This window comes from Streptomyces sp. NPDC031340 (genome assembly GCF_055569945.1).
This window is the reverse complement of the sequence record NZ_JBVIIE010000054.1, coordinates 17,885-43,127: the sequence shown is the minus strand read 5'-3', so window position 1 is coordinate 43,127 and position 25,243 is coordinate 17,885. Positions and strand designations below refer to the sequence as shown.

Below are 25,243 nucleotides of genomic sequence, written 5' to 3'. Positions count from 1 at the left end.
TTATCGCATGGTCACACTGGGAGATGTCGCATCACGCGCTGGCGTGTCCATTTCGGCTGTATCGCGGGTGCTCAGCAACCACCCCTCGGCCCGGGTCAGCGAGGCCACCCGCCAACGGATCATGGACGCTGCCCGTGATCTCCGCTATCGGCCGAATTTCGCCGGGCGCGCGCTGAAATCCGCGCGTACCCAGGTGATCGGCCTGGTGGTTCCGGACCTCACGAACGCGCTGTTCACCGAGCTCATGCACGGAGCTGAGGAGGAAGCGTCAGCCAACGGCTACACCGTCCTGCTCGGCCGTTCCGACGACGTTCGTCCTGGTGGTGACGTCATCGCCCGGCTGATCGGCGAAGGCCGTGTGGACGGCATGGTCGTGCAGTTGGGCGATGCGGTTCCGCCGGCCGGTCTGAAAGATCTCCTGGAAATGCCGGCCCCGGTCATACTGCTCAACACGGCGTGCCGTGATCATGTCGGTTCGGTCGTCCTGGACGACCGGACGGGTGCCCGTCTGGCAGCCGAGCATCTCATCGAACTGGGGCACCGAAGAATCGCTCTGGCCAATGGACTGAGGCGTTCCTTCACCGCCCAGAAACGACGTCTCGGATTCAAGGACGCGATGTCCGCCGCGGGCCTGCCGTTCAACGGCAGCTACGAGACGCGGCTGGGTTATACGCCGGAGAACGGGCGGGCGGCGTTGCGGAACCTGATGTCGCTTCCGGAGAGGCCGACCGGAATAGTCGTCGCCAATGTGAACGCCGCGGTGGGTGTCCTGGCCGAGGCCCGGTCGCTCGGCATCCGGATCCCCGAGGATCTCTCGATCGTGTCGGTCCACGACTCGTGGACCGCTGAGAACACCTGGCCGCCCCTGACGACGGTCAGGATGCCGTTCCACACCATGGGCCGCGTCGCGGTACGCGCGGTGATCCGCCGCATCGAGACGGGCAAGACCACCGACGAGGTCATCACCGACCCGGCGCCCGTGCTCGTCGTACGCGAGTCCACGGCGCCGCCGCACACCCGATGAGCGGCATCCCAAGCCAAGATCCGCCCGGCCATGAGCGATCTCATGGCCAGGCGGATCACCGGCGGGGGAGAGGGGACGACCTGTCAGCTGCTCCGCGCCACGGCGGCGGCGAGCAGATCGTCGTCCAGGCCGTAGAAGCGGCGCGCGGTACCTGACAGGATCTCGTCCCGGTCCTGCCGGGCCACCCCCTGAAGGGCCTGCGTGACACCGTCGAAGACGCGGTTGTAGCCCCCTGCCGCGACCGAGATGGGCCAGTCACCGCCGTACATCAGCCGGGACGGCCCGAACACCTCCAGCGCGTGCTCGACGAAGGGCCTGATGGCGTCGGCGTTCCATCGGTCCGGTGCCTCGCCCGGGTACAGACCGGAGATCTTGGCACAGACACGCGGGTTCTCCGCGGCGGTTGCCAGCAGGCTCCACCACGGCTCGACGTCCGTGCGGCCGATCGGGGGCTTGGCGAGGTGGTCGATGACCATGTTCAGCTCGGGGTGCCGCTCCGACAGCACGGGGACGTGCTCCAGGTGTCGCGGGATCACCGCCACGTAGTCGAACGGAATGCCGGCGGCTTCCAGCATGCTCAGTCCCTCGTCCACGTCGGGGCGGAGGATCCAGTCGGGATCGGGGCGGTCGTGGGTCAGATTGCGGATGCCCACGACGCGCCGGTCCGTACGCAGCTCCGCCAGCCGCGCGCTCGCCTCCCCGGGCTTCTCCAGGGGGACGTATCCGACGACGCCGACCACTTCCGGATGCTCGTCGGCGACCGCGAGCATGTGGTCGGTGTCCTGGTCGTTGTCGGCCGACTGCACCATGACGGTCGCGCTGACGCCGTTGCGACGGAGGTCCGGCTGGAGCTCCTCGAAGGTGAACGTCCGGTTCCACTGGGGAACGTGCGGTCCCAGCCACGGGTACGGCGCACGGTCGAGGTCCCACACGTGCTGGTGAGCGTCGATGATCATGAAATGCCTTTCCTGCGAGAGGCCCGCAGTTCGTCCTCGATCCGGGCGTGGGCACGCGCGAGTGCCGGCCCGGCTTCCTCACCGCGCCACACCACGGCGTCGACGAGCCCGTTGAGGATCTCCACCACCTCCACGAGCTCAGGGACGCGCGGCAGTGGTCTGGAGTGCGCGTGGGCGGCCTCGAAAAGCCGGTATTCGGGCCGTCGGGCCAGCACCTCCGGGTCGGTCCAGGTGCTCTTCCGGACACCCGAGGCTCCGGCCTGGCTGGTGGCGCGGTCCATCGCGGCGGACGCCGTGTGGCAGAGGTAGTCCCAGGCGAGCACCGGACGGTCACAGCGGCTGCTGACCGCCAAGGCCCAGAAGGCGTTGACGGTGGTGGTCGGCTCCCCGGTGTCGTGAGCGGGGACCACCGCGGTGTCGAACCGCCCTGCCACCGGACCGTCCGCCGCCAGGGCCGCGAAGCCCGCCCAGTTGACGGTCACCGCCACCCGGCCCTCCGCGAACTCCACTCCGCTGCCGGCGCTGTCGAGCGCGTGGGCGCCGGGGTCGACGACGGTCGTCACGAGTTCCCGCATGAAGGACAGAGCGCGCCGAGCGGGCTGTCCGTCCAGCAGCACACCGTTGTCGCCGAACAGGTCACCTCCGTAACGCCAGAGGTGGACGACGAAGTCGTAGACGTTGTTGTGGCCATCGGGTGCGCCGGCGAGGACGGTTCCGGCGCAGCGGCCGGGCTCGTGCAGCCGAGCGGCGTGTTCGGCCAGCTCGGCCCACGTCGCGGGAGGCGTCAGGCCGTGGGCGGCATACCGGTCGGTGCGGGTGAACAGCAGTTGGGGGCCGTCGTGGAAAGGCAGTCCCCACACGTCACCGGAGAACGAGACGCCCTCGAGGAACGACGCCGACCACGCGTCGGGCCATCCCTCGGGCCGCTGCCGCGCGAGATGACCGGTCAGGCCGGTGATCGCGCCGCGCGCGGCGAGGGCGGGCAACCAGTCGGCGGGCACCAGCAGCAGTTCCGCGTCGGTGTCCTGGCGCAGGACGGACTCCCGCAGCACTCGCAGCTCCACCCACCGTGCCGTGACCGTGCCCGCGGGCCAGGCCAAGGAGTGGGCGGTGACGGCCCCACGAAATCCCGCGAAGTCACGGCCGAGCAGCCGCAACGGACGATCGGTCACGCGTCGGTCCTCTTGTTGGTCAGGTAGAGATGAGTGAGCACGAGGACGGTCTCACGGCGCTGGTTGACCACGGTGACCTTCTCGTGGACGTAGCCGTACGCGGCGGGCAGTTTCGGGTGGTCGGCCTTCTCGGTGATCTCGGCGGTGACCGTGATCGTGTCACCGATGAACACCGGCTTGATGAAACGGATGCGGTCGTATCCGTAGGACATCGACTGAGGATTGATGTCGCCCGCGGTCATCCCCACCGCGACGGAGAGGATCAGCGTGCCGTGAGCGATGCGCTGCCCGAACGGCTGGGTGGCCGTCCACTCCGCGTCCATGTGGTGAGGGAAGAAGTCACCGGTCTGGCCCGCGTGGAGAACGATGTCGGCCTCCGTGATGGTGCGTCCCACGGAGGTGCGGGACTCACCGATCCGGTAGTCCTCGAACCAGCGGTCTTCGGTCCTCATGACATCTCCTTCATGGTCTCGGAAGCCTGGAAGCGCTGCCCGTCCTCCGCGGTGAGAAGCAGCTCGGCAAGATGTGAGCTGCGGCGGATCAGCTCGGCGTCGGTCAGCTCCCCGCGCAGGACCTGCGTCACCCAGGGAGACACGGTGTCCTGGAACTCCATGTAGCCGGCGTAGCGCGGGCGGACGTACGCCTGCTCAAGGGTCTGCCTCGTGCCTCTGAAGAAGTCCCACGAGTCGGCGTTGAGGCGGTCGTCGTCCCAGGCCGGTGCGTAGCCGGGCTGGCCGCCCGCGTCGTAGTAGACGCCGGCCTGCACCTCGGGTGAGGCCACCCAGAAGGCGTAGGCGCGGGCGGCGTCCAGATGGGGGGACAGCGCCGACACGGCGACCCCGGCACCGCCGAGGAGCGACCCGGCGACGCCACGCGGGCCGCGGGGGATGTCGGCGTGCCGCAGCCGGTGCGGCCTGAAGCCGGTGCGGGAGTAGTTCGTGTAGCCGAACGAGAGCGGGCTGCAGAACCAGGTGTCCTGTGTGCTGAGTGCTTCCGCGACCTTGATGGGATTGGCGTCGAGGCACCACTCGGGGACGTGCTCGGTCAGCCGGTGCATGAGCTCCAGTACGGGCGCCGCCTCCTCCTCGGACAGGAACGTGCCGGGGACGGCGTTGGCCGGGGTCCCGTTGTTGGCCGCGAGCGTCAGCATGGTGGAGAACGCGTCGATGGGCTTGGCCGGCCACAGGACCTTGCCCCGCTTCGCCAGTTCCAGCACTTCGTCCCACGTCTCCGGCCGCCTCGGCAGGAGGTCGGGGCGGAAGACCGAGACCTGCGCGGCCGAGTCCGTGGCAAGGCCGTACTGGTGCCCGTCATGGGCGTACGTGCCGTGGGCCGCGCCCAGCGACGCGGCCGCCAGGGCTGCCAGCTCCTGGTCGTGCCCGCAGCCGTCGAGCCGTGCGAGCAGGTTCTCGTGCGCCGCCAACGGCACGTGCGGATGGTCGATGACCAGCAGGTCGTACTCGCGGGCGAGCACCTCCAGAGGCGCGTCCGCGAACGCCTGCAGCGAGCGGAATTCCCACACCACCTGGACGCCGGTCGATCTGGCGTACTCCTCGGCCGCCGCCACCTGGCAGTCGTAGCCACGGGGGTGCTCCCATGTCATGCCGCGCAACCTGGTCATGCGGTCACTCCCGTCCCGCGTTCGCGAAGTACGTGGTTGTGCTCGCCGAGCCGCGGAGCCGGGCGGTCGCTCAGCAGACGGCGGCCGTCGAGGCGGATCGGGCTGCGCGTCGTCGTCAGGTCCAGTCCCTCGCGGTTCAGCCGCTGGGTCATCGCGATGGCCCGGAATCCCTCGTGGCCGAGCAGCTCCTCCTGAGTCAGCACCGGAGCGCACCACACATCGGCGGGGTCCAGTACGGCCAGCCACTCGTCGCGGGTGCGGGCGGCCAGCCGCTTCGAGAGCAGATCCTCGATCTCCTGCTGCCGCTCCCACCAGGTCGCGGGATCCGTCATCTCGACGAGTTCCGGTATGTCGAGCAGCCGGCCGAGGGCGGGAACCGGATTCATCGCGATGGCCAGCCAGCCGTCACTCGTGGGATAGATCCCGTACGGCGCCGACAGGAACGCGTGCGCGGAACGGGGTCCCTTGCGCCGCACCGTGACCGTCGGGTCGTTCAGCCGGGTGGTGAGAAGCTCGAACTGCAGGTCGAGGAGTGATTCCAGCAGGCTCGTCTGGACCAGGCCGCCCCGTCCGTCCCTGAAGCGCCGCACCAGCAACGCGGTGATGCCCTGCGCGAGGTGGCAACTGGCGAGGTGGTCGGCGATGGCGAGGCCGATCGGCACCGGCGGGTCGTCGGCCGAGCCGTTGAGCCAGGGGATGCCGGAGACAGCCTGGGCCAGCAGATCCTGCCCCGGCCGGTCCTTGAGCGGGCCGTGGTCTCCGTATCCGCTGACGCTGCCGTACACCAGCGTGGGATTGAGCTGTGAGGCCGAGGCGAAGTCCAGGCCGATGCGCTCCATCACTCCCGGCCGGAAGTTCTGGATCACCACATCGGCCTCGCGGACGAGGCCGCGGACGAAAGCCAGGTCGTCGGGGTCCTTCAGGTCGGCGGTGACACTCTCCTTGTTCCGGTTCATGGCGTGGAAGGACATGCTGTCGTCGCCTGCCATGCGTCCGGCGAACGCCAGTCGCCGGCCGAGGTCACCGGTTCCGGGACGCTCGATCTTGATGACGCGTGCGCCGAGGTCCGCCAATCGCAGCGCGGCGACGGGACCCGCGAGGAACTGGCTGAAGTCGAGGACGGTGATGCCTTCGAGCGGCAGTCCGAAGTCGGTCACTGGGATTCCCCCCGGGAAGCGGCGACGGCCTGTACGGACCGAACGCGCAGGTGTGTGACGCCACCGTCGACGTCGAGGGCGGTGCCGGTGGTGGATCCGGACAAGGGGCTGGCGAGGTAGGCCACGGCGGCCGCCACTTCCTGTGGGGTGACCATGCGGCCGGTGGCCTGCCGCGCGTCGAGAGCGGCCCGCTCCGCCACCGGGTCGGGGAAGCCCTGGAGCATTCGGTCGACGAACCCTGTGTGCACCGTGCCGGGACTGACGCAGTTCACCCGGATGCCCTCGCCGACGTGGTCCGTGGCCATGGCGTACGTGAGACCCAGTACGGCGGCCTTCGAGGCACTGTAGAGCGCACGCTGGGGCAATCCGTTGAGCGCCGCTATCGAGCACAGGTTGACGACCGCCGCGTGCCGGGAGTGTCGCAGGTGGGGCAGCGCCGCCGCGGTGACCCTGGCCATGCCGGTCACGTTCACGTCCAGAACCCGCGCCCACTCGGCGTCGTCGTTGTCCTCGACGGTGCCTACGGCGCTGACGCCGGCGTTGTTGACCAGGACGTCGAGCCCGCCGAGCTCCTGGGTGACTCCGGCGATGGCCGCGGACACGGACGCACGGTCCGTGACGTCGCAGAGCGCCGGGGTCAGGTGCGCGGGGACGGCGGACACGTCGAGGTCCAGTACCGCTACCCGGGCGCCCCGGCGGCGGAGTTCTTCCGCGACGGCGGCCCCGATACCGGCCGCACCGCCGGTCACTGCCGCGACCAGGCCGTCGTACTCGCCGCTCATGCCGCCTCGAAGGTCTGCCGGGCGGCGCCGAGGCCGCTGACCGGGAACTCGACGACGTCGCCGTCGCCCAGGCGAACGGACCCGCGATCGTGGAGCCATCCTTCGTGAGAACCACCGGCTCTGCCAAAACCGGAGCTTCCGGCGCCGGGGAGCTGCCGCGGCCTGCCCCCGGTGGCGGGGCGCGGATCGAGACAGGTTCCGCCATCGCCGGCGATGACGGGAATTTCGGATCCTCGGGGACCGAGGCGGGCGAGTTTCATCGGTGTCTTTCGGTGAGAGTCACGTGGCAAGTCGGAATTCAGGCGTCGTACGGCGGTGGCTCGCCGCCGGACTCGGCCGACCGGTAGGCGGCCTCGACGACGGCCATGGTGCGGAAGACGTCCTCGACCGAGGTCGGCAGGGAGTCGACGGATCCTTCGAGGAAGCGCTGCAGGACGCCCATCGACCCGATGAAGGCGTCCGGGAACCACGAGCCGCTGAAAGGCAGCGGCCGCCAGCCGGCCTCGGGTTCGTCGACCAGGGCGTATTCGAGCAGGTCCTGGCCGCCCGTCGGGTAGTCCAGCAGCAGTCCCATCTGGGCACGGACCGCACCGGCCGTGCCTTCCCACTTGATGAAGCTGTCCTGATAGCGGGGGCCGAAGACGTGGTCGTGGTTGGTGGAGACGACGGCTCGCACCGGCCGGCCGCCGAAGTGGAGGGCGATGTCGGAGCGGCTGTTGGCATGGGTCTTGCGCGGGTGGCGCACGGTGACCGCCGAGACGCCGGTGGGGTCGCCGAGGAAGGAGCGGATCAGATCGACGTAGTGCACGCTGTGCATGTTGATCTCGAGACGATCGAGCTCCAGGACGTAAGGGAACATCTCCCAGGGCGTCTCGACGCAGACCCGGATCTCCATGTCGTAGAGCTCTCCGATCGCACCGGAGGCGATCAGCTCACGTGCGGCGGCGACGTAGGGCGCGAACCGCAGTTGCGTGTTGACGGCGGCCACCAGACCCTTGCGCCGGCACACCTCTCGGGTGCGCACTCCCTCGGGGAGGTGATTGCCGAGCGGCTTCTGGATCAGCGCGGGTGCGCCGTCGGGCAACAACTCGAGGACCTCGACATGTGCTTCCGGCGGGATCGCCAGGTCGAAGACGGCGCCGTCGGGTGCTGCGGCGACCGCGTCGGCCACATGGCTGTACACGTGAGGGATGCCGTACTCGTCCGCCAGCGCACGGGCGGCCTCCGGGCGCCGGTCGACGATGGAAGCCAGCGGAAAGCCCGCCTTCTTGTACGCGGGAAGGTGAGCGTCGCGCACGATTCCGCCGGCGCCGACGATCACGATCGGGCGTGGATCACGCGGCGGAGTCAAGGTGTACCCCGGGTGGGGATGGAATTCGGGCACATCCGGGGTGGTCTGCCACTCGCTCATCCCTTCACCGCCCCGACAGCCTCGCCGCGGATGAGGTACTTCTGTGCCCCGAGGAAGATGACGAGCAGTGGCAGCATGCTGAGGAAGGTCGCCAGTGCCAGTTGCGGCATGTACAGCTTGACGTTCAGACCGGCGGCCACCGTCGGATTGAAGAGGGGACTGGAGCCGATGAGATCCTGCAGGCCGGTGGAGACGGTCTTCTTCGACTGGTCGGAAGACAGCAGTGCGAGGGGCAGGAAGAAATTGGTCCAGTTGGCGACGAACGCGAAGAAGGTGACGAGTACAGCGGCCTGCTTGGAAATGGGCACGGCGATCCTGAAGAAGATCGACAGCTCTCCGAGGCCGTCCATGCGGGCTGCCTCGACCAGTTCACCCGGCATTGCCGTGATGTAGTGGATGTAGGAGAGATAGACCCCGAACGGGAAGAAACCCATGATCACGACGACCGGCCACAACTCGCCGATTGCCCCCACCGCGTTCACTTCGAGAAACAGCGGAATGACCAGCACGGTGTTCGGCATGACCATCGTGACGAGCGTGATCAGCAGCATCGCCCGACGGGCACGGAAGCGAAGCCGGGCCATCGCATAACCGGCCGGAAGTGCCGCGGCCAGGCCGATGGCGGCGCCGCCGACGCTCACGGTGAGCGAATTGAGGATCCATTGGGTGAAGAGTCCACCGTCGGGTCCGAAGGCATCGACCTGTGACCAGTTGTACTTCAGGTTCTGCCAGGAGACGCCGGCCAGACCGAGAAAGCCGTCGCTTCCCGCCTGGACGTGGTCGTTGGAGCGGAACGCCATCGCGATGAAGCCCACGATGGGAACGACGAACAGGGCGGCGACGAAGAGCATCGTGACCACCCGGGCCAGTCGGCCCGCGCTCCAGGTCGCGATTCCGCCCTGGCGCCGCGGTGACGAGCCGCGTACGGGCTCTGCCGATCTGACTCCGGCTGCGGCCGATGTGCTCATCAGCGGTCCTCCTTGCCGAACAGGCCGCTGCGGAAGACGATGACCAGTCCGATCCCAAGGGTGATCACCAGGAGGATCAAGGACATCGCGGCCGCGGCCGGGAAGTTGAAATTGCTGAACGCGAACGCGTAGCCCAATTGCGTGGGCGTCCATTGATCTGGCAACGCGTTGGACGCGACCTGGTCGAGCAGTTGGGGCTCGAGGAAGAGCTGGAATCCGTAAGCCAGATTCATCAGCGCGGCATAGCCGACCCACGGGCGGATGATCGGCAGCTTCACGTGCCAGGCGAGGTGCCAGGCGTTGGCGCCGTCGAGGCGGGCGGCCTCGAGTATTTCCTCGGAAATCCCGTTGAGACCGCCGTTTACCACCATGATCCAGGACCCGGCGCCCTGGAAGAACATCATGGCCGCGAGAATCACCGGCAGTTGATGGGGTGCGACCACGGCCTGCTTGATGGTGGTGATCCCCATCGCGTGCCAGAGGCCTTCGATCGGCGACTGGCTCGGGTTCAGGAGGTACACCCAGAGCACGAGGTTGGCGATTCCCGCCAGCGCACCCGGGATGAAGTAGAGGAAACGCATCGTGGCGCCGAACCGGCCGGGACTGGCGTGGAGCAGGAGCGCCAGACCGACGATCCCGATCATCATGATCGGCAGCCAGACCACCAGGACGGAGAGAATGTTGACGAACGTGTCCACGAATCGGAAGTCGGTGACCACCGAGCGGAAACTGTCGATGCCGCCGAAGCCGGCGTCCGGATTGAGGTCCGTCGGTGCTTTCTGCAGAGAGGTTTCGATCGCGTAGCCGATCGGAATGGCACCGGCGACGAGCAGCAGTACGGAGTAGGGGGCCATCAGGAGCCAGGCGCCCCGGCTTTCGGCCGGGCGTGAGCCTCTGGTTCGCCGAAGAGGTGTTCGGACGGGTTCCTCGGCAGGGGCTACTGCCACGTGCTTCTCCGTCACACCCGTGGTCATGCTCGACTCCTTCAAGTGTTGCGGGGTGGTGGACGACGGCGGGTGGCGACGGTGTGTCACACGCTCGACGTCCGGAGTGGGGGCCGAATCGGCCGGCCCCCACCGGAGACTCACTGGACGGTGTATCCGATCGCCTTCGCCTGCTTGTCGAGCTCATCGCCGAACTTCTTCCAGGCGGAGTCGACGTCGGCGCCGTTCACGAGGTCGGCTGCCATCTTCTCGGTCCACACGCTGCCGGTGTTGTACAGCATGTACGCGTGGCGTGGCTGAACGTAGCCGATGGCCGACTTCATCGCGGCGAACGTCGTCTTGTTGTCGGCGAAGTAGTTCGTCTTCTCCTGCTTGGCGATCCAGGCGTCCTGAACGGGGCCGTACGCCGGAAGACCGGTGGACAGGTCGACCTGCCAGGCCGGGTCGGTGGCGACGAACTCGGCGAACTTCAGTGTGTTCTGGAGTTCCTTGCCCTTGATGTGACTGGACACGCCCCACAGTCCGCCGCCCTCGTCACCGGTGGCGGGGGTGCTCTCGCCGTTCCACTTCAGCGGCTGCACGGCCGTCATCTGACGCGCGGGTATCTTCCAGGTCTGGCGGAACAGGTAGTCGCCCCACCACACGGCTCCGGGGCTCATCACGAGGTTCTTGCCGGACTTGGCGGCGTCCGCGTCGAAGATGCCGGCGGTGGAGACGGCCTTGCCCTTGACGAGCTTGGTCAGCAGACTCTTGGCCCGCCGGCACTTCGGGTCGTCGAGGTCGATGTGGACCTTGGTCTCCGAGAGCCGGTCGTTGGTCGGGCAGTCGCTCGCCCAGAGGTAGCGGTCGGGAGCGTACGCGTCGCCCGTGAAGCCGCTGATCTTGCCGGGGTGCTCCTTGGCGATCCGGACGGCGAGATCGGCGTACTGCTCCCAGGTGGCGGGCGCCTTGTAGCCGTTCTTATCGAAGAACTTCTTGTCGTACCAGAAGACGTCGGGGGCAGCGTCGTTGCGCAGGCACCGGATCGCGCCGTCGATGTCGCAGGGTGCGATCACCGCCGGGTTGTAGCCCTTGATGACCTTGGGGAGCAGCTTGGTGAGATCCGCGGCGTAGTCGATCTTCGCGCCGGTCGCCCAGGCGATGTCGTCGTTGGAAGGGAAGAAGATCGCGTCCGGCCAGCCCTTTCCGGCCTGGTTGAACTGCGCGAACTGCTGCTGCAGCGACTTCCCGCCGACGGTGCCGTCGATCTGGTTGATGGTGATGGGCACCTCGGGGTGGGCCTTCTTGAACGCCTCCGCCGCGGGGACACGCGGCGGGTCGACCCACACCGTGATCCTTCCCCCGGTGTCGGTCTGCTTGGCGGCAGAGCTGGAGGCACCATTGCCGCAGGCTGCCAGCGAGAGCATGGAGCTCATCGCTACAGCGGCCGCGACCAGGTGCTTCTTCCCGAGACGAGCACGAACTGGCTTCATGAGGATTGTTCCTTTGGGGCTCGGGTCATCGCCACGAGAAGTGAGCGGGCGGTGAGTTGCGCAAACGCTAGACCGGGAATCAGCAACAGGGCAATCGTTTGATCTGCCGCATTAAGTTGATGTTACGTAAACGTTAGGCCGCAGATGGGCGCGTGATCAATCGTTTGACTGGCCTGACTGGCCTGACTGGCTCTTCGGATCTCCGCCGACCCGGAGCGGTGCGAGGGCGGGCACGCTGATGGCGTCACTCGACTTGGTGCCCGTGCCGCGGACAGCGCGCGGCAGACGGCTTGCCGGGTCGCTCGCGGCCCGACGGGCGTCCGAGGACCGGGCGAGGTCCGGGCGAGGCGGGCGCGGAGAGGGTTCATCAGGTGGGCGGTCGGACCCCGGGCCGGGGGACTCCGGCAGGCGGGGCCGTGTAGCTTACGTCGGGATGAACGACGCGACACAGCGGCTGCGCTCGGCGATCGCCGCCAACCTGCGGTACGCCCGGCACGCCCAGGAACTGAGCCTTCGTGACCTGGCCGACCGGGCGGGCGTCAGCAAGGCGCTGCTGTCCCAGCTCGAGAGGGGCGTCGCCAACCCCACCATCGAGGTGCTCTCGGCCGTCAGCGCCGCCCTGGGCCTGGATTTCGCCGAGCTGATCCGCGTCCCGCTGTACGAGCCCCAGGTGCTCCCGGCCCATGCGGTGGAGGCAGGCACCCGCACCCTGTTCTCCAGCCCCGACCGGCGCCGGATCGAGCTGTACGAGGCGACGCTGGCCGCCCGGGAGATTCATGAGAGCGCCCCGCACGGCCGCGGATCCGACGAGTTCACCTACGTGGTGTCCGGGCAGGTGACGCTGGAAGTCGGGCAGTGGTCGGTGCCGCTGCGCACGGGGGAGGCGGTGCGCTTCTCCGGCGAGGCCGAGCACCGGTACGTCGCCGGCGGGCGGCCGGTCCGGCTGGTCACGGTGCTGTCGATGCCCTCGGAGTGAGTGACGGCCGGCCCTCGGATCGGCGGGCGGCGTCCTGGCCGTGCAGCAGCACCAGGCCCCGGTAGCTGGGCCTGCCGTACCAGGCCAGCCGGTCCAGGGTCGCGGCGGGCAGCGGGAGGTCCTGCGCGTCCAGGTAGGACTCGCCCAAGTGCGCGTCCGTCCACGGGTCGTGGACGTGGAAGACGTCGCCGTCCACGTCGTGCACCACGATCCAGTGCGGGCAGCTCTCGTCGTGCATGCCGAACTCCTCGATGAGCACCAGCGCGACCGCCCCCTCGGCGAGCGCGGCGCGCAGCGTGTCCAGACCGAAGGGCTCGGTGCGCACGGTCAGTCCGCGCTCGGCCGCCTCCGCGCGGAAACCCCGCTGGACGAAGGCGCGCAGGTCACGCTCCTCGTCGGTGCGGCACAGTTCGAGCAGCACGGGCCGCTCGGTGGACAGCAGCACCTCGGGCGCCGCGCCGAGGTCGGCCGCCGCCAGGGCGAGCCCCAGCGGGTCGCAGCCGTCCGCGGTGGTGGCGCGGCGCCACAGCCGCAGTTCCTCCTCCCGGGTTGGCTCCCCGAGCAGCCCGAGCGCCGACGCGCCCATCTGCAGCGCCACCGGCCCGCAGGTGAAGTCGGTGGTCTGCCGCATGTACGGCACCGTCCGGCGGGGCGCCCGGCCGCGCCGGCGCACCTGGCCGAAGACGGTCCCGGGCCGGTGCGGTCCGGCCACCGGCCCGGCCCAGCGGGGCGCCGGCACCTCCGTCCAGCCGCGTTCCAGCGACCGCGACCAGGACTCGTCCCGGGCCCGGAACTCGCGCTTGACCACGACGGCGCCCTCGCGCCAGGCCCGCTCCTCGAGGGTCTCCACCAGCAGCCGCTCCACGTGCGGCTCCGGCGCCCAGACGTCGACGATCTTCCGGTAGGCGGTCAGCGGGCGGTGCACCTCGTAGGCGGCGCCCACCAGTTCGCCGTCGCGCCGGGCCGTGGCCAGGGTGGCGACCTGGACGCCGCCGCGCCGGTCCCAGCGCCGCAGCAGTTCCTCGGGCAGGTCGCCGACCCCGTCGGCGACCTCGGCCACGGCGCCGGTCACCGGCAGCACATCGACATGCACGGACACGGGTTGTTCCTCGTTTCTCGGTTCGGCGCATCGGCACGCTCCATGCGTTCGGCACGCTCGGTGCGCTGGTGGCGCCCGGCGCGGCCCGGCTGCGGCCGCGCGTGACGGCGGTCAGTGGGCGGCGGGCCGGGCGGCCAGCAGGCGCCGGGTGTAGGGATGGGTGGGCGCGGACAGCACGGTCCGCGCCGGGCCGCTCTCCACCACACGCCCCCGGTGCATGACGTGCACCCGGTCCGCGACCTGCCGGGCCACGGCGAGGTCGTGGGTGATGAACAGCAGGGTCAGCCCCAGGTCGCGGCGCAGCCCGGAGAGCAGGTTGAGCACCCCGGCCTGCACGGAGACGTCCAGGGCCGACACCGACTCGTCGCAGATCAGGACCTTCGGCCGCGGGGCCAGCGCCCGGGCGATGGCCACCCGCTGCCGCTCTCCTCCGGACAGCGCCCGGGGCCTGCGGCGGGCGTGCTCGGCGGGCAGCCCGACCAGGGCGAGCAGTCCGGCGACCTCCGAGGCCGGGCGGCCGGCCGCGGCCAGCGCCTCCCGCAGGCAAGCGCCGACGGTCAGACCGGGGTTGAGCGCCGAGTACGGGTCCTGGAAGACGATCTGCACCCGCTGCGGCCCGGCCGGGGCGCCGGGAAACTCGACACTGCCCTCGTCGGGCTGCTCCAGGCCGACGACGCAGCGCGCCAGCGTGGTCTTGCCGGAGCCGGACTCGCCGACCACCGCCACCGCCTCGCCCTGACGGACCGTCAGGTCGACTCCGTCCAGCGCGGGCTGCTCGGCGCCCGGGAAGCGCCGCCTGAGTCCGCGGACGGTCAGCGCCGGGCCGGCCTCCTCCCGTGCGAGCTCCGGCTCGGGCGCCTCGGTGACCGGCGGTCGCGGGTCGGCCTGCCCGATCCGCAGGCAGGACGCCAGATGGCCGGGCCGCACCTCGACCGTCTCCGGCCGGGTGGTGCGGCAGGCGTCGACGGCGAGGGCGCAGCGGACCGCGAAGGCGCACTCGCTGCCCACGGTGTGCGGCGGCGGCACCGCTCCGGGGATGGTGGGCAGGGTGGCCAGCCGCACGTCCAGCGGCGGGTCGCAGGCCGCGAGCCGCGCCGTGTAGGGGTGCGCGGGACGCTCCAGCACGTCGGCGACGGGCCCCTCCTCCAGTACACGCCCGGCGTACATCACCATGATCCGGTCGCAGCGGCTGCGGGCCACGGCGAGATCGTGGGTGATCAGGACGACCCCCATCCGCCGGGTGCGCTGGAGCCCGGCGATCAGGTCCAGCACCTCGGCCTGGGTGCTGACGTCCAGGGCGGTGGTCGGCTCGTCGGCGACGAGCAGGTCGGGGTCCCCGGCCAGCGCGGCGGCGATGGCCACCCGCTGGCGCATTCCGCCGGACAGTTCGAACGGGCGGCGGCGGGCCACCTCGGCGGGCAGCCCCACCTCGGCCAGCAATTCGGTCACCCGTCCGGCGCGGAGGCGGCGGTCGGCGAGGGCCCAGCCGATCTGCGTGCCGCAGCGGTGCAGCGGGGAGAGGGAGGTGAACGGGTCCTGCGGCAGGACGGCGATCCTGGAGCCGCGGATCCGGCGCCACTGCGGCGCGGAGCCGTCGGGGTCCAGCGCCTCGCCGTCCAGCTCGATGGCGCCGGTGGCGGTCAGCCCGCGCGGCAGCAGGCCGCTGAGCGCCTTCACGGTGAGGGACTTGCCGGAGCCGGACTCGCCGACGATGCCCAGCGTGCGGCCGTGCTCGACGGTGAGGTCCACGTCGGTGACGACGGTGCCCAGCGGGCCGGTGACCCGCAGCCCGCGGGCCGAGAGCAGCGGCGCGCTCATCGGAGGGCCACCGAGCGGTCCAGACGCTCGAAGACCCAGTCACCGAGCAGGTTGACGGCGGTCGCGGTGAGAATGATGAGCACTCCCGGGACGATCGAGGCGAGCGGGTTGTCGCCGAGCAGTTCACGGCCGTCGGCCAGTTGCCTGCCCCAGTCAGGGGCGCCGGGCGGCGCGCCGAGCCCCAGGTAGGACAGAGAGGACAGCGCGACCAGCGCGAAGGCCGCGTTGAGCAGCACGTTCGCCACGACGGTGGGCGCGATGTTGGGCAGGATGTGCCGGACCATGATCCGCCAGGAGCCGATGCCCAGCAGCCGCGCCGAGTCGATGTACGGGCGGGTGGTCTGCTCCAGCACGGCGGCCCGGACCAGGCGCACGTCCGAGGGGGAGAACAGCACGGTCAGGACGGCCACGGTGACCCAGTAGCCGCCGCCGAGGAGTCCGGCCACCACCACCGCCAGCAGGACCGCGGGCAGCGCCAGCACCAGATCGGCGTAGCGGCCGACGAGCGCGCCCAGCACTCCGCCGTGGTAGCCGGCCAGCAGGCCGAGCCCGGCTCCCAGCAGCATCGAGCCGCACGCCACCAGCACCGGGCCGACCAGCGCCGAGCGCGCCCCGGCGACGGACAGCTGCAGGATGTCGCGCCCCAGCTGGTCGGTGCCGAGGAGATGGCCCTCCACCCCGGCGCCCACCACACCGGTGTAGAGGTCCTGGTCCAGCGCGTGCGGGGCGATCAGCGAGCCGAGGGCCGCGCACAGCGCGGCGGCCACCAGCAGCAGGGCGGACAAGGCGGGGGCGAGCGGCCGGCGGGTCCGCACGGTCTCCGGCGTCTCCGGCGTCTCCGCGGACTTCGCGGACTTCCCGGTCTCCGTCGTCGCTGTCGTCTCCGCCGTCTTCGGCCTCTTCGGCGTCTTCACTGTCCTCACGGTTCTCACGGGGCTCCTCATCGCGCCATCCGGGTGCGTATCCGCGGGTCGACCGCCAGGTAGGCGAGGTCGGCCAGCAGCGCGGTCAGCGAGATCACCACGGCCACCAGCACGGTGAGCGCCTGCACCACGGGGAAGTCCTTGAACAGCACCGACTGCTCCAGCAGCGCGCCCAGGCCGGGCAGCGCGAAGGTCACCTCGACCAGCAGGGTGCCGCCGAACAGGTAACCCACCATCAGTGCCAGGCTGGTGAGGATGGGGATGGCGGCGTTGCGCAGCACGATCGTCAGCACCCTGGCGCGGCCCAGGCCCCGGCTGCGGGCGAAGACCACGTAGTCCTCGTCCAGCTCGCGGGCCACCGCGGCCCGGGTCAGCTTCACCACGAAGGCGCCCAGGCCCAGGGCGAGGGTGACCGCGGGCAGGACCAGGTGCCACAGGCCGTCGAGGAACCCGGTGCCGGTCCCGTAGACCGGGAACCAGCCCAGGTCGACCGCGAACACGTACAGCAGGATCAGGCCCACCGCGAACCCGGGGGCGCTGATCCCGACCACGGACCAGCCCACCAGCGCCCGGTCCAGCCGGCCGCCCCGGTGCAGTGCCGCGACCACCCCGGTGGGGACCGCCACCAGCACCGACAGCAGGAAGGCCAGCGCGGACAACGCCGCCGTCAGGCCGAGGCGTTCGCGCATCATCCGGCCGACCGGGGCGCCGGTGCGGATGGAGTCGCCGAAGTCACCCCTGACCGCGTCCGCCAGCCAGTGCGCGTACTGCCACAGGAAGGGCTTGTCCAGGTGGTACTGAGCGCGGACCTCGGCCAGCGCCTGCGGTGTGACGTTCCTGGTGCCCAGCAGGTTGCGGGCGATGTCCCCGGGCGCCAGGAACATCAGCCCGTACACCAGCAGGGACAGCGCGAGCAGCAGCAGGACCGTCATGCCCAGGCGGCGGGCGAGGAAGGCGAGGAGCTGCCGGGTCATTTCGCCGCGTACACCCGGGTCGGCCACTCACCCAGCAGGGTGTAGGACGTGTAGTTCTTCAGCCCCACCGCGTCGGTCAGCGCGACGGCCGACTGGCCCCACCACAGCGGCGCGTAGGCGACGTCGGCGGCCTGGGCGCTCTGTGCCTGGATCAGCAGCCCGGCCCGCTTCGCCGGGTCCGACTCGGTCCCCGCGTCGGTGAGCAGGGTGGTGACCCGGCGGTTGCTGTAGCGGGCGGGATTGTCCGCGCCGAGCAGCCAGGAGGCCAGCTCGCCGGGATCGCCGGTGGTGTTGAAGTACCACATGTAGCCGAGGCCCGGGTGGGTGCCGAGCTCGGAGAGCCACTGCTCGATGGCGAGTTCCTTGACGTGCAGCGTGATGCCGATCTTCTTCAGGTCGGCGGCCAGCGCCAGCGCGGCGGTGCCCAGCTGAGGGCCGGTGTTGGGGTAGGAGATGCTCGCGGTGAAGCCCTTGGGCACGGAGGACTTGGCCAGTTCCTGCCGGGCCCGGTCCAGGCTGTGGTCGTACTGCGGGACCGCCGCGAGCCGCCGGGTGGCCTCGGCGGGGCCCCACAGGCCGCCGAACTGCTCGGGGGTGGACAGGGCGGTGGCGACCGTCCCGTGGCCGTGCAGGATGTCCTGGACGATCGCCTGCCGGTCGACGGCGTGGGCGATGGCCTTGCGCACGTGCACGTCGTCGAACGGCTTGACGGCGGTGTTGAAGGTCAGCCCGACGTAGGAGCGGTCCGGGGCGTGGACGACCCGGGTGTGCGGGGCGTTCTCCCACTGGCGGGAGGCGGTCGGCGGCACGTTGAGCGCGAGGTCCGCCTTGCCCGCCTTCCAGGCCAGCAGCCGGGTGTTGTCGTCGGGAATGAAGTCGAAGCGGATCCGGGCGACCTTGGGGGCGGTGCCCCACCAGGTGTCCACCCGTTCGAACTCCACGTGCGAGTCGGGGGCGAAGCTGGTGACCTTGTACGGGCCCGATCCCACCGGCAGCGCGGACGCCGTGCCGATCTTGCCCTTGGCCTTCTGCCAGGTGGCCTTCGGGAGGATCCACAGGGCGTCGGCGTTGGAGGGGAGCCAGGCGAAGGACTCGTTGCCGCTCTTGCTGGTGAGGGTGATCTGGTGGTCGCCGGTCTGCTCGGCGGTGTCCAGGTCCGCCCAGTAGGCGGCGGTGCTCGGGGAGGCCGCGGTGTCCCGGGCCCGCTCTATGGAGTAGAGGATGTCCGCCACGGTGACCGGGCTGCCGTCGTGGAACTTCGCGTCGGACCGGATCGTGTAGACGTACCGCTTGGCGCCGGACCGGCGCACCTTGGTCGCCAGGCCGGGCACCAGCTGCCCGGACGGATCGACGCCGAACAGGCCCTCCAGGAAGATGCCGGCCACGACGTAGTTGAGGATGCCGGACTCCTGGCCCGGATAAAGGTTGGAGAGGGAGCCGGGCAGGGCCACCCGCAGGAGGCCGATCTGCTTGCCGGTGTCCTTGCCGATGGTGGCGGCCGCGTCGGGGGACGTCTTCTTCGACGGCTGGGCACCACACGCGCCCAGGAGTGCCGAGGCCGACAGCATGCCGGCCCCGGCGAGGGCGGTCTTGATTACGGTGCGTCGGCCGGAGAAAGCCGGTCCTGGGGTCAAGGGCATGCTGGGTACCGTCCAGGGTGTCTACTGGAATGGGTCGATTGGGTTGGCTTAGTAAACACCCGGGGATCGCGGGTCCGCCACCAGCGGAATCTGTGAGCCGGCTCGCAGGCGAGAGCCCCGGAAACGGGCTTGGCAGGCCGCGTGATCCGCGTCCGTCCCCGCCGGAGCGGTCAACTCCGCGACTGTGCAGGGAAATCCGTGATGCGGGCGCACGCGTCGGCGGCGGGCGGTCCGGAGCGGCGCCCGGGCCCGCGCGGGGCAAGCCGACACACAGGTTTAACAAACGGGCCGGACGGGCCGGACCCTCGTTACACCGTGCCGCGCACAGCAGGGCTCCCGGAGCCGGGGTGGCTCCGGGAGCCCGGAGGGAGGGGGCGGGCCGACGGATCGGCCGCCCGGTCGGGATTGTCGCGTCAGGCGTTGGGGTCGAAGGTGATGCCGGACGGCAGCGCCTTGGACAGGTGCGAGGCGAAGCTGTCGTCCTTCAGTCCGAAGTGGGCGCTGCCGAAGTCGTACGCGCTCAGCTTGTCGCGCAGGCCCGCGGGGTAGCCGTTCCAGCCGACCAGCGGCGGGTACTGCCAGGTGCCCTTGTGGTTCTCCGGCGGCTCGTCGCCCGAGTTGGCCAGCCGGAAGCAGTGGGTGCTGATGCCGTCCTTGTGGTAGACGATCTTCGCGTGGGTGCCCTCGAAGCGGACGTCGGACGCCGCGTGGACGGTGAACGAGCCGTGGTTCGACGTCGAGACGTACTTGACCTGGCCGTCCTGCACCCAGACCACGACGTGCTCCCAGTCGTGGCGGTGCCCGCCGATGCTGCTGCCGGCCAGGGCCTGGTCCTTCTCGAAGTACAGCCCGTACATGTACGCGCACCAGCCGTTGTTGCACTTGTAGCGCGAGTAGCTGTTGGTGTTGTCCAGGTCCGAGGCGTCCCGGCAACTGCCGTTGAGGGCGCCGGTCGGCTTCAGGCCCCCGTTGATCGTGCCGTCGGGGCCGATGGCGGGGGTCGAGTAGCAGCCGTCGGTGTCGTAGTCGAACGCCGGCTGGTACGTGAACTCGGCGGCCTCCGCGTTGGCGGGCAGCGCCTGGGGCGGGGCGGCGAAGGCGATGGCGGGGAAGGCGACGACCAGAGCGGCGGCGCCGGCCAGGCCGGTCAGCCATCTCCTGCGGTGCGCCTTGAACTTCGTTGACGACACTGCGTCCTCCTCTTGGGCGCAGCCCAACGGCTGTGGGGGAAAAGGGAGTTCAGCTTCCCCGCTTTTCACTTCCGAGCCAAGGGGTCACGCACGTACCAGCGGTGAACCGTTGCCCAAAACTTGAGTCATGGCGTGCCGCCAGGTGAGTGTCGCGCCGGTGTCAGGCGGGATCGTCCGGAATGTCGTCGGAGAGGTCCGGAAGGGTGCCGGGGAGGTCGCCCGTGAGGCCGCCGGATGGATCGTTCGCGAGGCTGTCGGGCGGGTCGTCCGCGAGGCCGCCTGGCGGGTCGTCCGGAAGGCTGTCGGGAAGACCGGTCGGCAGGTCGGCCGCCGCGTCCTCGGGCGCGAGGTCGGGCCTGAGCCGCAGCCAGGACGGCTGGCGCAGCATCCCCGCCCGGGTGCGCACGCTGTAGCGGACCTCGCCGGCCAGCCGGGGCAGCACCCAGCGCGCCCCCGCCACCGAAGGCACGGGATCGAAGGGGCACACCTCCGACGCGGCGGCCCGCAACAGTGCCGCCAACTGCGACCGCTCGGCCTCGCTCCATCCGGTCCCCACGCTGCCGACGTAGCGCAGGCGTCCCGCGGCGCGCTGGCCGACCAGGACGGCGCCGGGCAGACCCGCCAGACGTCCCTTGCCGGGCAGCCAGCCGCCCACGATGACGTCCTCGCTGCGCATGTTGCGGATCTTGATCCAGGACCGGGAGCGCACACCCGGCTCGTACACCGAGTCCAGACGCTTGCAGACCAGTCCCTCCAGGCCGTGCTCGCGGGTGGCGCGCAGCGCCTGCTCGCCGTGCCCGACGAGGGCGGCGGGCGTCGACCAGAAGGGCCCGTCGAGGGCGAGGTTCTCCAGGCGCCCGCGCCGTCGGGTGTACGGGAGCCCGAGCAGCGGGCGGCCCGCCAGATGCATGACGTCGAAGAGCACGAGATGGACGGGCGCCTGTGCGGCCCGGCGCGCGGCGCGCCCCGGAGCGTGCGCCAGACCCATGCGGGACTGCAGCAACTGGAAGTCCGCCCGCCCCTGTTCGTCCAGCGCGAGCACCTCCCCGTCCAGTACCGCCGACGTACTGCCCAACGCCCGCCCCAGCGCGGCCAGTTCGGGATACGCCGCGGTGATGTCCTCCCCGGACCGGGCGCGCAGCAGCACACTGCCGTCGCCTTCGAGGTAGACGACCACCCGCTGGCCGTCCTGCTTGGTCTCGTAGGCCCAGCGCGCGTCCTGCGCGGCGGGCGGCAGGCTGCCCGGGGTGGCGAGCATGGGCGGGATCAGCGGCAGGGTCACGGCAGAAGATCTCGACGCCCCCGCCCACCGCCACGCGTCCCGCCCACCGGTTTCCCCTGGACGGCGCAACCGCCGGCCCGCCGGGGAGGGGGCGGGCCGGGACGGGCCGGGACAGGACGGGCCGGTCACGGTCCCGCTCAACTCGGCCGCAGCGTAAGCGAGTCCGAGCGCCTCGACGCAGCCGGGCAGCGGCGCGCCGGTTCCTAGGAGGCGCCGGCCGATGCCTCTGCCGCCTGGGGCACGGCCTCGGCCGAGGCCAGGGGCCGGCTGCGGGGGATGAAGGACGCCACGACGAAGGCGAGCAGGGCGGCGCCCGCCCCGAGGCCCATGACCGCCTTGAAGCCGTCCTCCGACGGCAGTTCGTAACCGCCCAGGCTGATCGTCATCTGCGACAGCACGACCCCGGCGATCGCGCTGGCGACCGACGTGCCGATCGAGCGCATCAGCGTGTTGAGGCTGTTCGCGGCGGCCGTCTCCGACAGGTCCACCGCGCCCATGATCAGAGCGGGCATGGCCCCGTACGTGAAACCGATGCCGGCGCCGATGACGCAGGACACCACGACGAGGTGCCAGACCTGGCTCATCAGGACGATGTTCAGGCCGTAACCGGCGGCCACGACGAGCGCGCCGATCATCAGCGTCACCTTCGGTCCCTTCGCCCGGGAGACCGCGGCCGACACCGGGGCGAACGCCATCATCACCAGGCCGGACGGCGCCATCACCAGGCCGGCGGTCAGCAGCGACCTGCCGAGGCCGTAGCCGGTCTGCTCCGGCATCTGCAGCAACTGCGGCAGGACCAGAGACATCGCGAACATCGCGAACCCGATCGCGACGGAGGCCAGGTTGGTGACCAGCACCTGGCGGCGGGCGGTGGCACGCAGGTCCACCAGTGGCTCGGAGGCGCGCAGTTCGAACCGGCCCCAGGCGAGCAGCACCAGGACGGCGGCGGAGAACAGCCCGAGGGTCAGGCCGCTGGACCAGCCCCAGTCGGCGCCCTTGGAGATCGCCAGCAGCAGACAGACCAGCCCGGTCGCCATGCCCAGGCCGCCCACCACGTCGAAGCGGCCGCCGCTGCGCACCGCGGACTCGGGCACGAACAGCAGCACCAGGACCAGGGCGACCGCGCCCATGGCGGCCGAGCTCCAGAACAGCACGTGCCAGTCGAAGTGGTCGGCGATCAGCGCCGCCGTCGGCAGGCCGAGGGCGCCGCCGACGCCGAGGGAGGCGCTCATCAGCGCGGTCGATCCGGCGAGCCGCTCGGGCGGCAGCTCGTCCCGCATGATGCTGATGCCCAGCGGCACCACCGCGGCCGACAGGCCCTGCACGGCCCGTCCGACGATCATCGGCACCAGCGACTCGCTGAGCGCGCACAGCACGGAGCCGGTCACCAGCAGGACCACGCTGACCAGCAGCATGCGCCGCTTGCCGAACATGTCACCGAGCCGGCCCACCACCGGAGTCGCCACGGCGGCGGCGAGCAGCGTGGCGGTCACGGCCCACGCGGTGTCCGACGCGGGTGCGTCCAGCAATCTGGGCAGTTCGGGAACGATGGGGATGACCAGCGTCTGCATCAGCGATACGACGATGCCGGCGAAGGCCAGCACGGGCACCACGGCGTTCGGCCGCGGCGGGGCCGAAGCCGTGGCGTCGGCGGGTTCGGCGAGGGCATCGGGCATGGAGGTGCCTCCGGATCAGGGGTGGTGGGGAGCCGTGCGCGCCTGCATGATTTAAGGCAGGTGATTGACTTACTGTAGCGGCTGTCCTTGCCGGGCCGCGCGACAGCCGCGGATACCTACGGCCGCTACGGCCGCTACGGCCGTAGGTATCCGGGCGGTGCCGGGTGCCTGTACGGCGGACCTGCGTGGCGGGCCGTTACCCCTGTGACGTGCCGTTGCGTAGGCTTTCGCGCGGGAGGCCGCCGCGTCGGCGGCGCACCCGCGGCGGCTCCAGGGACTGGCCGCCGGCGGGCGGAGCGAAGTCCCGGTGCGGTGGTGATCATGGCCGGCAGGACGGTGCGGGCGCGGCAGGTGAGCGCGACCCGGGAGCTGATCCTGACCGCCGCCGAGCGGCTGTTCGCCGAGCGCGGTGTGAACGCGGTGTCCAACCGTCAGGTCGGCGAGGCCGCCGGGCAGGGCAACAACACCGTCGTCGGCTACCACTTCGGTACCAAGGCCGACCTCGTGCGCGCGATCGTCCGCAAGCACGCCACCCGTATCGAGGAGATCCGGGCCCGGCTGCTGGCCGGGATCGGCGATTCCACCGACGTGCGCGACTGGGTGGACTGCCTGGTGCGCCCCATGTCGGAACACCTCGGCGAGCTGGGCGGCCCCACCTGGTACGCGCGGTTCTGCGCGCAGTTGATGACCGACCCGGCGCTGCGCGAGATCGTCGTGGAGGAGTCCCTCGCCTCCCCGTCCCTGCGCGAGATCATCGACGGCCTGAACCGGTGCCTGCCCGATCTGCCCGCCGAGGTCCGCGCCGAACGCGGCGAGATGGCCCGCCTCCTGATCGTGCAGATGCCCGCCGAACGGGAACGGGCGCTCGCCGAGGGCAGACCGACGCCCCGCTCCACCTGGCACGACGCCGCCACCGGCCTGGCCGACGCCATCGTCGGCCTCTGGCTGGCGCCGGTGACACCGGGCAGCTGACGCGGACGCCCGCGGCGGCTGCGCGACTCGCCCCGGCAGCCTGCACGTCCGCCGCCCACGGCGCGCCCGTGAAGTCCGCCGCCCACGACGCGCCCGTGAAGTCCGCCGCCCACGACGCGCCCGTGACGAACGTCGCCCACCGGCGCGTACGGGCCCTCCGCCGGCGCGACCGCCGAGATCTTCCGCCGGTCGTCCGGCCGCGCTCCGGGGTTCCGCCGGCGGCAGGTCCGGGCGGACCGAGCCGCGACGCGTCCGGGTCCGCGGCCGGAAGGGGTCGTTGCCGGCCCGGCCGGCCTCTACCGTCCGGTAACATCGCGCCGCAGACGATCATAGGAGGAACCGTGTCCCGGTCCGAACGTTCGCCCCTGCTCCTGGCCGGCCTGCTGGCCGCCGCGGGGGCCGCCCACTTCGCCGTGCCACGCCAGTTCGACGCGATCGTCCCGAGAGCCCTGCCGGGCACCCCCCGCACCTGGACGTACGCCAGCGGCGCCGCCGAACTGGCGCTGGCCGCGGGCCTCGCGGTGCCGCGCACCCGGAAGGCCGCCGCGCTCGCCGCGACCGCGTTCTTCGTCGGCGTGTTCCCCGCGAACGTGAAGATGGCGGTGGACTGGCGCCACCGCCCCGCACCGCAGAAGGCCGCGGCCTTCGGACGCCTGCCGCTGCAACTGCCCCTCGTGCTGTGGGCCCGTGGCGTCGCGCGCGGGACGGAGGGCCGGTCATGACGGGGCGTCCGGAAATCGGCGACAAGGTCGGGGACTTCACGCTGCCGGACGAGACCGGCACCGACCGCAGCCTGGGCGAACTGCTCGCCGACGGGCCCGTGGTGCTGTTCTTCTACCCCGCCGCGCTCACCGCCGGGTGCACCGCGGAGGCCTGTCACTTCCGCGACCTGGCATCCGAGTTCGCCGCCGTCGGCGCCCGGCCCGTGGGCGTCAGCGGCGACCCCGTCGAACGCCAGCAGGAGTTCGCCGGCCGTCACGGCCTCGGCATGCCGCTGCTGTCCGACGTTGACGGGGCCGTGCGTGAGGCGTTCGGCGTGAAGCGGGGATTCACCCTCGCACCCACCAAGCGGGTCACCTTCGTCATCGCGCAGGACCGCACCGTCCTGGAGGTGGTCCGCAGCGAACTGCGCATGAACACCCACGCCGACCGGGCCCTCGCCGCCCTGCGCGCCCACCGGACGTGA

At 70.9% G+C, this 25,243-nt stretch carries 23 protein-coding genes; 5 read left to right on the top strand and 18 right to left on the bottom strand.

The genetic code is table 11. The features are described 5' to 3' along the window. Positions 1 to 7 precede the first annotated feature (7 nt). A complete protein-coding gene (locus tag ACZ5GT_RS32210) occupies positions 8 to 1,024 on the top strand; it encodes a LacI family DNA-binding transcriptional regulator (RefSeq protein ID WP_469033342.1) in 1,017 nt (338 codons plus the stop codon). Positions 1,025 to 1,107: 83 nt separating this feature from the next. Here the strand turns inward: ACZ5GT_RS32210 and ACZ5GT_RS32205 are convergent, their stop codons facing one another. The 10 genes from ACZ5GT_RS32205 to ACZ5GT_RS32160 form a co-directional block, all read right to left on the bottom strand. Then, positions 1,108 to 1,980, bottom strand: coding sequence for an amidohydrolase family protein (locus ACZ5GT_RS32205; RefSeq protein ID WP_469033340.1), 873 nt, complete (start codon positions 1,978 to 1,980; stop codon positions 1,108 to 1,110). Next, positions 1,977 to 3,152 carry an ABC transporter substrate-binding protein gene (locus tag ACZ5GT_RS32200; protein WP_469033338.1) on the bottom strand — a complete coding sequence of 392 codons (1,176 nt, stop codon included), beginning with the start codon at positions 3,150 to 3,152 and terminating at the stop codon, positions 1,977 to 1,979. The genes ACZ5GT_RS32205 and ACZ5GT_RS32200 overlap by 4 nt, the downstream gene beginning before the upstream one ends. After that, positions 3,149 to 3,604 (bottom strand): MaoC family dehydratase, encoded by a 456-nt coding sequence (locus ACZ5GT_RS32195; protein ID WP_469033334.1) that lies wholly within the window; start codon positions 3,602 to 3,604, stop codon positions 3,149 to 3,151. The genes ACZ5GT_RS32200 and ACZ5GT_RS32195 overlap by 4 nt, the downstream gene beginning before the upstream one ends. Beyond that, complete coding sequence (locus ACZ5GT_RS32190) at positions 3,601 to 4,773, bottom strand: extracellular solute-binding protein (RefSeq protein ID WP_469033332.1); 1,173 nt, start codon at positions 4,771 to 4,773, stop codon at positions 3,601 to 3,603. The genes ACZ5GT_RS32195 and ACZ5GT_RS32190 overlap by 4 nt, the downstream gene beginning before the upstream one ends. Then, complete coding sequence (locus ACZ5GT_RS32185; protein ID WP_469033330.1) at positions 4,770 to 5,930, bottom strand: CaiB/BaiF CoA transferase family protein; 1,161 nt, start codon at positions 5,928 to 5,930, stop codon at positions 4,770 to 4,772. The genes ACZ5GT_RS32190 and ACZ5GT_RS32185 overlap by 4 nt, the downstream gene beginning before the upstream one ends. Continuing rightward, a complete protein-coding gene (locus ACZ5GT_RS32180) occupies positions 5,927 to 6,712 on the bottom strand; it encodes an SDR family NAD(P)-dependent oxidoreductase (RefSeq protein WP_469033327.1) in 786 nt (261 codons plus the stop codon). The genes ACZ5GT_RS32185 and ACZ5GT_RS32180 overlap by 4 nt, the downstream gene beginning before the upstream one ends. Before the next feature lie 298 nt (positions 6,713 to 7,010). Continuing rightward, positions 7,011 to 8,123: a Gfo/Idh/MocA family protein gene (locus tag ACZ5GT_RS32175; protein ID WP_469033323.1), complete on the bottom strand. Its 1,113-nt coding sequence runs from the start codon at positions 8,121 to 8,123 to the stop codon at positions 7,011 to 7,013. Beyond that, positions 8,120 to 9,091, bottom strand: a complete 972-nt coding sequence (locus ACZ5GT_RS32170) for a carbohydrate ABC transporter permease (RefSeq protein ID WP_469033320.1) — start codon at positions 9,089 to 9,091, stop codon at positions 8,120 to 8,122. Before ACZ5GT_RS32170 ends, ACZ5GT_RS32175 begins: the two co-directional genes overlap by 4 nt. Next, on the bottom strand, positions 9,091 to 10,065 hold the full coding sequence (locus tag ACZ5GT_RS32165; RefSeq protein ID WP_469033316.1) for a carbohydrate ABC transporter permease: 975 nt from the start codon (positions 10,063 to 10,065) through the stop codon (positions 9,091 to 9,093). Before ACZ5GT_RS32165 ends, ACZ5GT_RS32170 begins: the two co-directional genes overlap by 1 nt. Before the next feature lie 110 nt (positions 10,066 to 10,175). Continuing rightward, positions 10,176 to 11,507, bottom strand: coding sequence for a hypothetical protein (locus ACZ5GT_RS32160; protein WP_469033312.1), 1,332 nt, complete (start codon positions 11,505 to 11,507; stop codon positions 10,176 to 10,178). A gap of 433 nt (positions 11,508 to 11,940) precedes the next feature. On the opposite strand from ACZ5GT_RS32160, the gene ACZ5GT_RS32155 reads away from it, so the two are divergent. Beyond that, positions 11,941 to 12,483 (top strand): helix-turn-helix domain-containing protein, encoded by a 543-nt coding sequence (locus tag ACZ5GT_RS32155; protein ID WP_360757284.1) that lies wholly within the window; start codon positions 11,941 to 11,943, stop codon positions 12,481 to 12,483. On the opposite strand, the gene ACZ5GT_RS32150 is transcribed toward ACZ5GT_RS32155, so the two are convergent. From ACZ5GT_RS32150 to ACZ5GT_RS32115, 8 genes are all read right to left on the bottom strand, one after another. Continuing rightward, the gene (locus ACZ5GT_RS32150; protein ID WP_469033308.1) at positions 12,455 to 13,582 is read right to left on the bottom strand and encodes a peptidase C39 family protein; all 1,128 of its coding nucleotides are present in this window, start codon (positions 13,580 to 13,582) and stop codon (positions 12,455 to 12,457) included. The genes ACZ5GT_RS32155 and ACZ5GT_RS32150 overlap by 29 nt on opposite strands. Positions 13,583 to 13,693: 111 nt before the next feature. After that, positions 13,694 to 15,400: a dipeptide ABC transporter ATP-binding protein gene (locus ACZ5GT_RS32145; RefSeq protein WP_469033304.1), complete on the bottom strand. Its 1,707-nt coding sequence runs from the start codon at positions 15,398 to 15,400 to the stop codon at positions 13,694 to 13,696. Next, positions 15,397 to 16,323, bottom strand: coding sequence for an ABC transporter permease (locus ACZ5GT_RS32140; RefSeq protein WP_469033301.1), 927 nt, complete (start codon positions 16,321 to 16,323; stop codon positions 15,397 to 15,399). The genes ACZ5GT_RS32145 and ACZ5GT_RS32140 overlap by 4 nt, the downstream gene beginning before the upstream one ends. Before the next feature lie 17 nt (positions 16,324 to 16,340). After that, on the bottom strand, positions 16,341 to 17,297 hold the full coding sequence (locus tag ACZ5GT_RS32135; RefSeq protein WP_469033298.1) for an ABC transporter permease: 957 nt from the start codon (positions 17,295 to 17,297) through the stop codon (positions 16,341 to 16,343). Then, complete coding sequence (locus ACZ5GT_RS32130) at positions 17,294 to 18,937, bottom strand: ABC transporter substrate-binding protein (RefSeq protein WP_469033294.1); 1,644 nt, start codon at positions 18,935 to 18,937, stop codon at positions 17,294 to 17,296. Before ACZ5GT_RS32130 ends, ACZ5GT_RS32135 begins: the two co-directional genes overlap by 4 nt. A 413-nt stretch (positions 18,938 to 19,350) precedes the next feature. After that, entirely contained in the window at positions 19,351 to 20,127 is a 777-nt protein-coding gene (locus ACZ5GT_RS32125; RefSeq protein ID WP_469033291.1) for an NPP1 family protein, read from the bottom strand. Positions 20,128 to 20,287: 160 nt separating this feature from the next. Next, on the bottom strand, positions 20,288 to 21,409 hold the full coding sequence (locus ACZ5GT_RS32120; protein WP_469033287.1) for an ATP-dependent DNA ligase: 1,122 nt from the start codon (positions 21,407 to 21,409) through the stop codon (positions 20,288 to 20,290). A 203-nt stretch (positions 21,410 to 21,612) separates the two neighbouring features. After that, positions 21,613 to 23,085, bottom strand: a complete 1,473-nt coding sequence (locus ACZ5GT_RS32115; protein ID WP_469033285.1) for an MFS transporter — start codon at positions 23,083 to 23,085, stop codon at positions 21,613 to 21,615. Between the two features lie 321 nt (positions 23,086 to 23,406). On the opposite strand from ACZ5GT_RS32115, the gene ACZ5GT_RS32110 reads away from it, so the two are divergent. The 3 genes from ACZ5GT_RS32110 to ACZ5GT_RS32100 all read left to right on the top strand — a co-directional run bounded on the left by ACZ5GT_RS32110 (position 23,407) and on the right by ACZ5GT_RS32100 (position 25,243). Then, positions 23,407 to 24,057, top strand: coding sequence for a TetR/AcrR family transcriptional regulator (locus ACZ5GT_RS32110; protein ID WP_469033283.1), 651 nt, complete (start codon positions 23,407 to 23,409; stop codon positions 24,055 to 24,057). Between the two features lie 341 nt (positions 24,058 to 24,398). Further along, positions 24,399 to 24,779 carry a DoxX family protein gene (locus ACZ5GT_RS32105; protein WP_469033281.1) on the top strand — a complete coding sequence of 127 codons (381 nt, stop codon included), beginning with the start codon at positions 24,399 to 24,401 and terminating at the stop codon, positions 24,777 to 24,779. Next, complete coding sequence (locus ACZ5GT_RS32100) at positions 24,776 to 25,243, top strand: peroxiredoxin (protein ID WP_469033279.1); 468 nt, start codon at positions 24,776 to 24,778, stop codon at positions 25,241 to 25,243. Before ACZ5GT_RS32105 ends, ACZ5GT_RS32100 begins: the two co-directional genes overlap by 4 nt.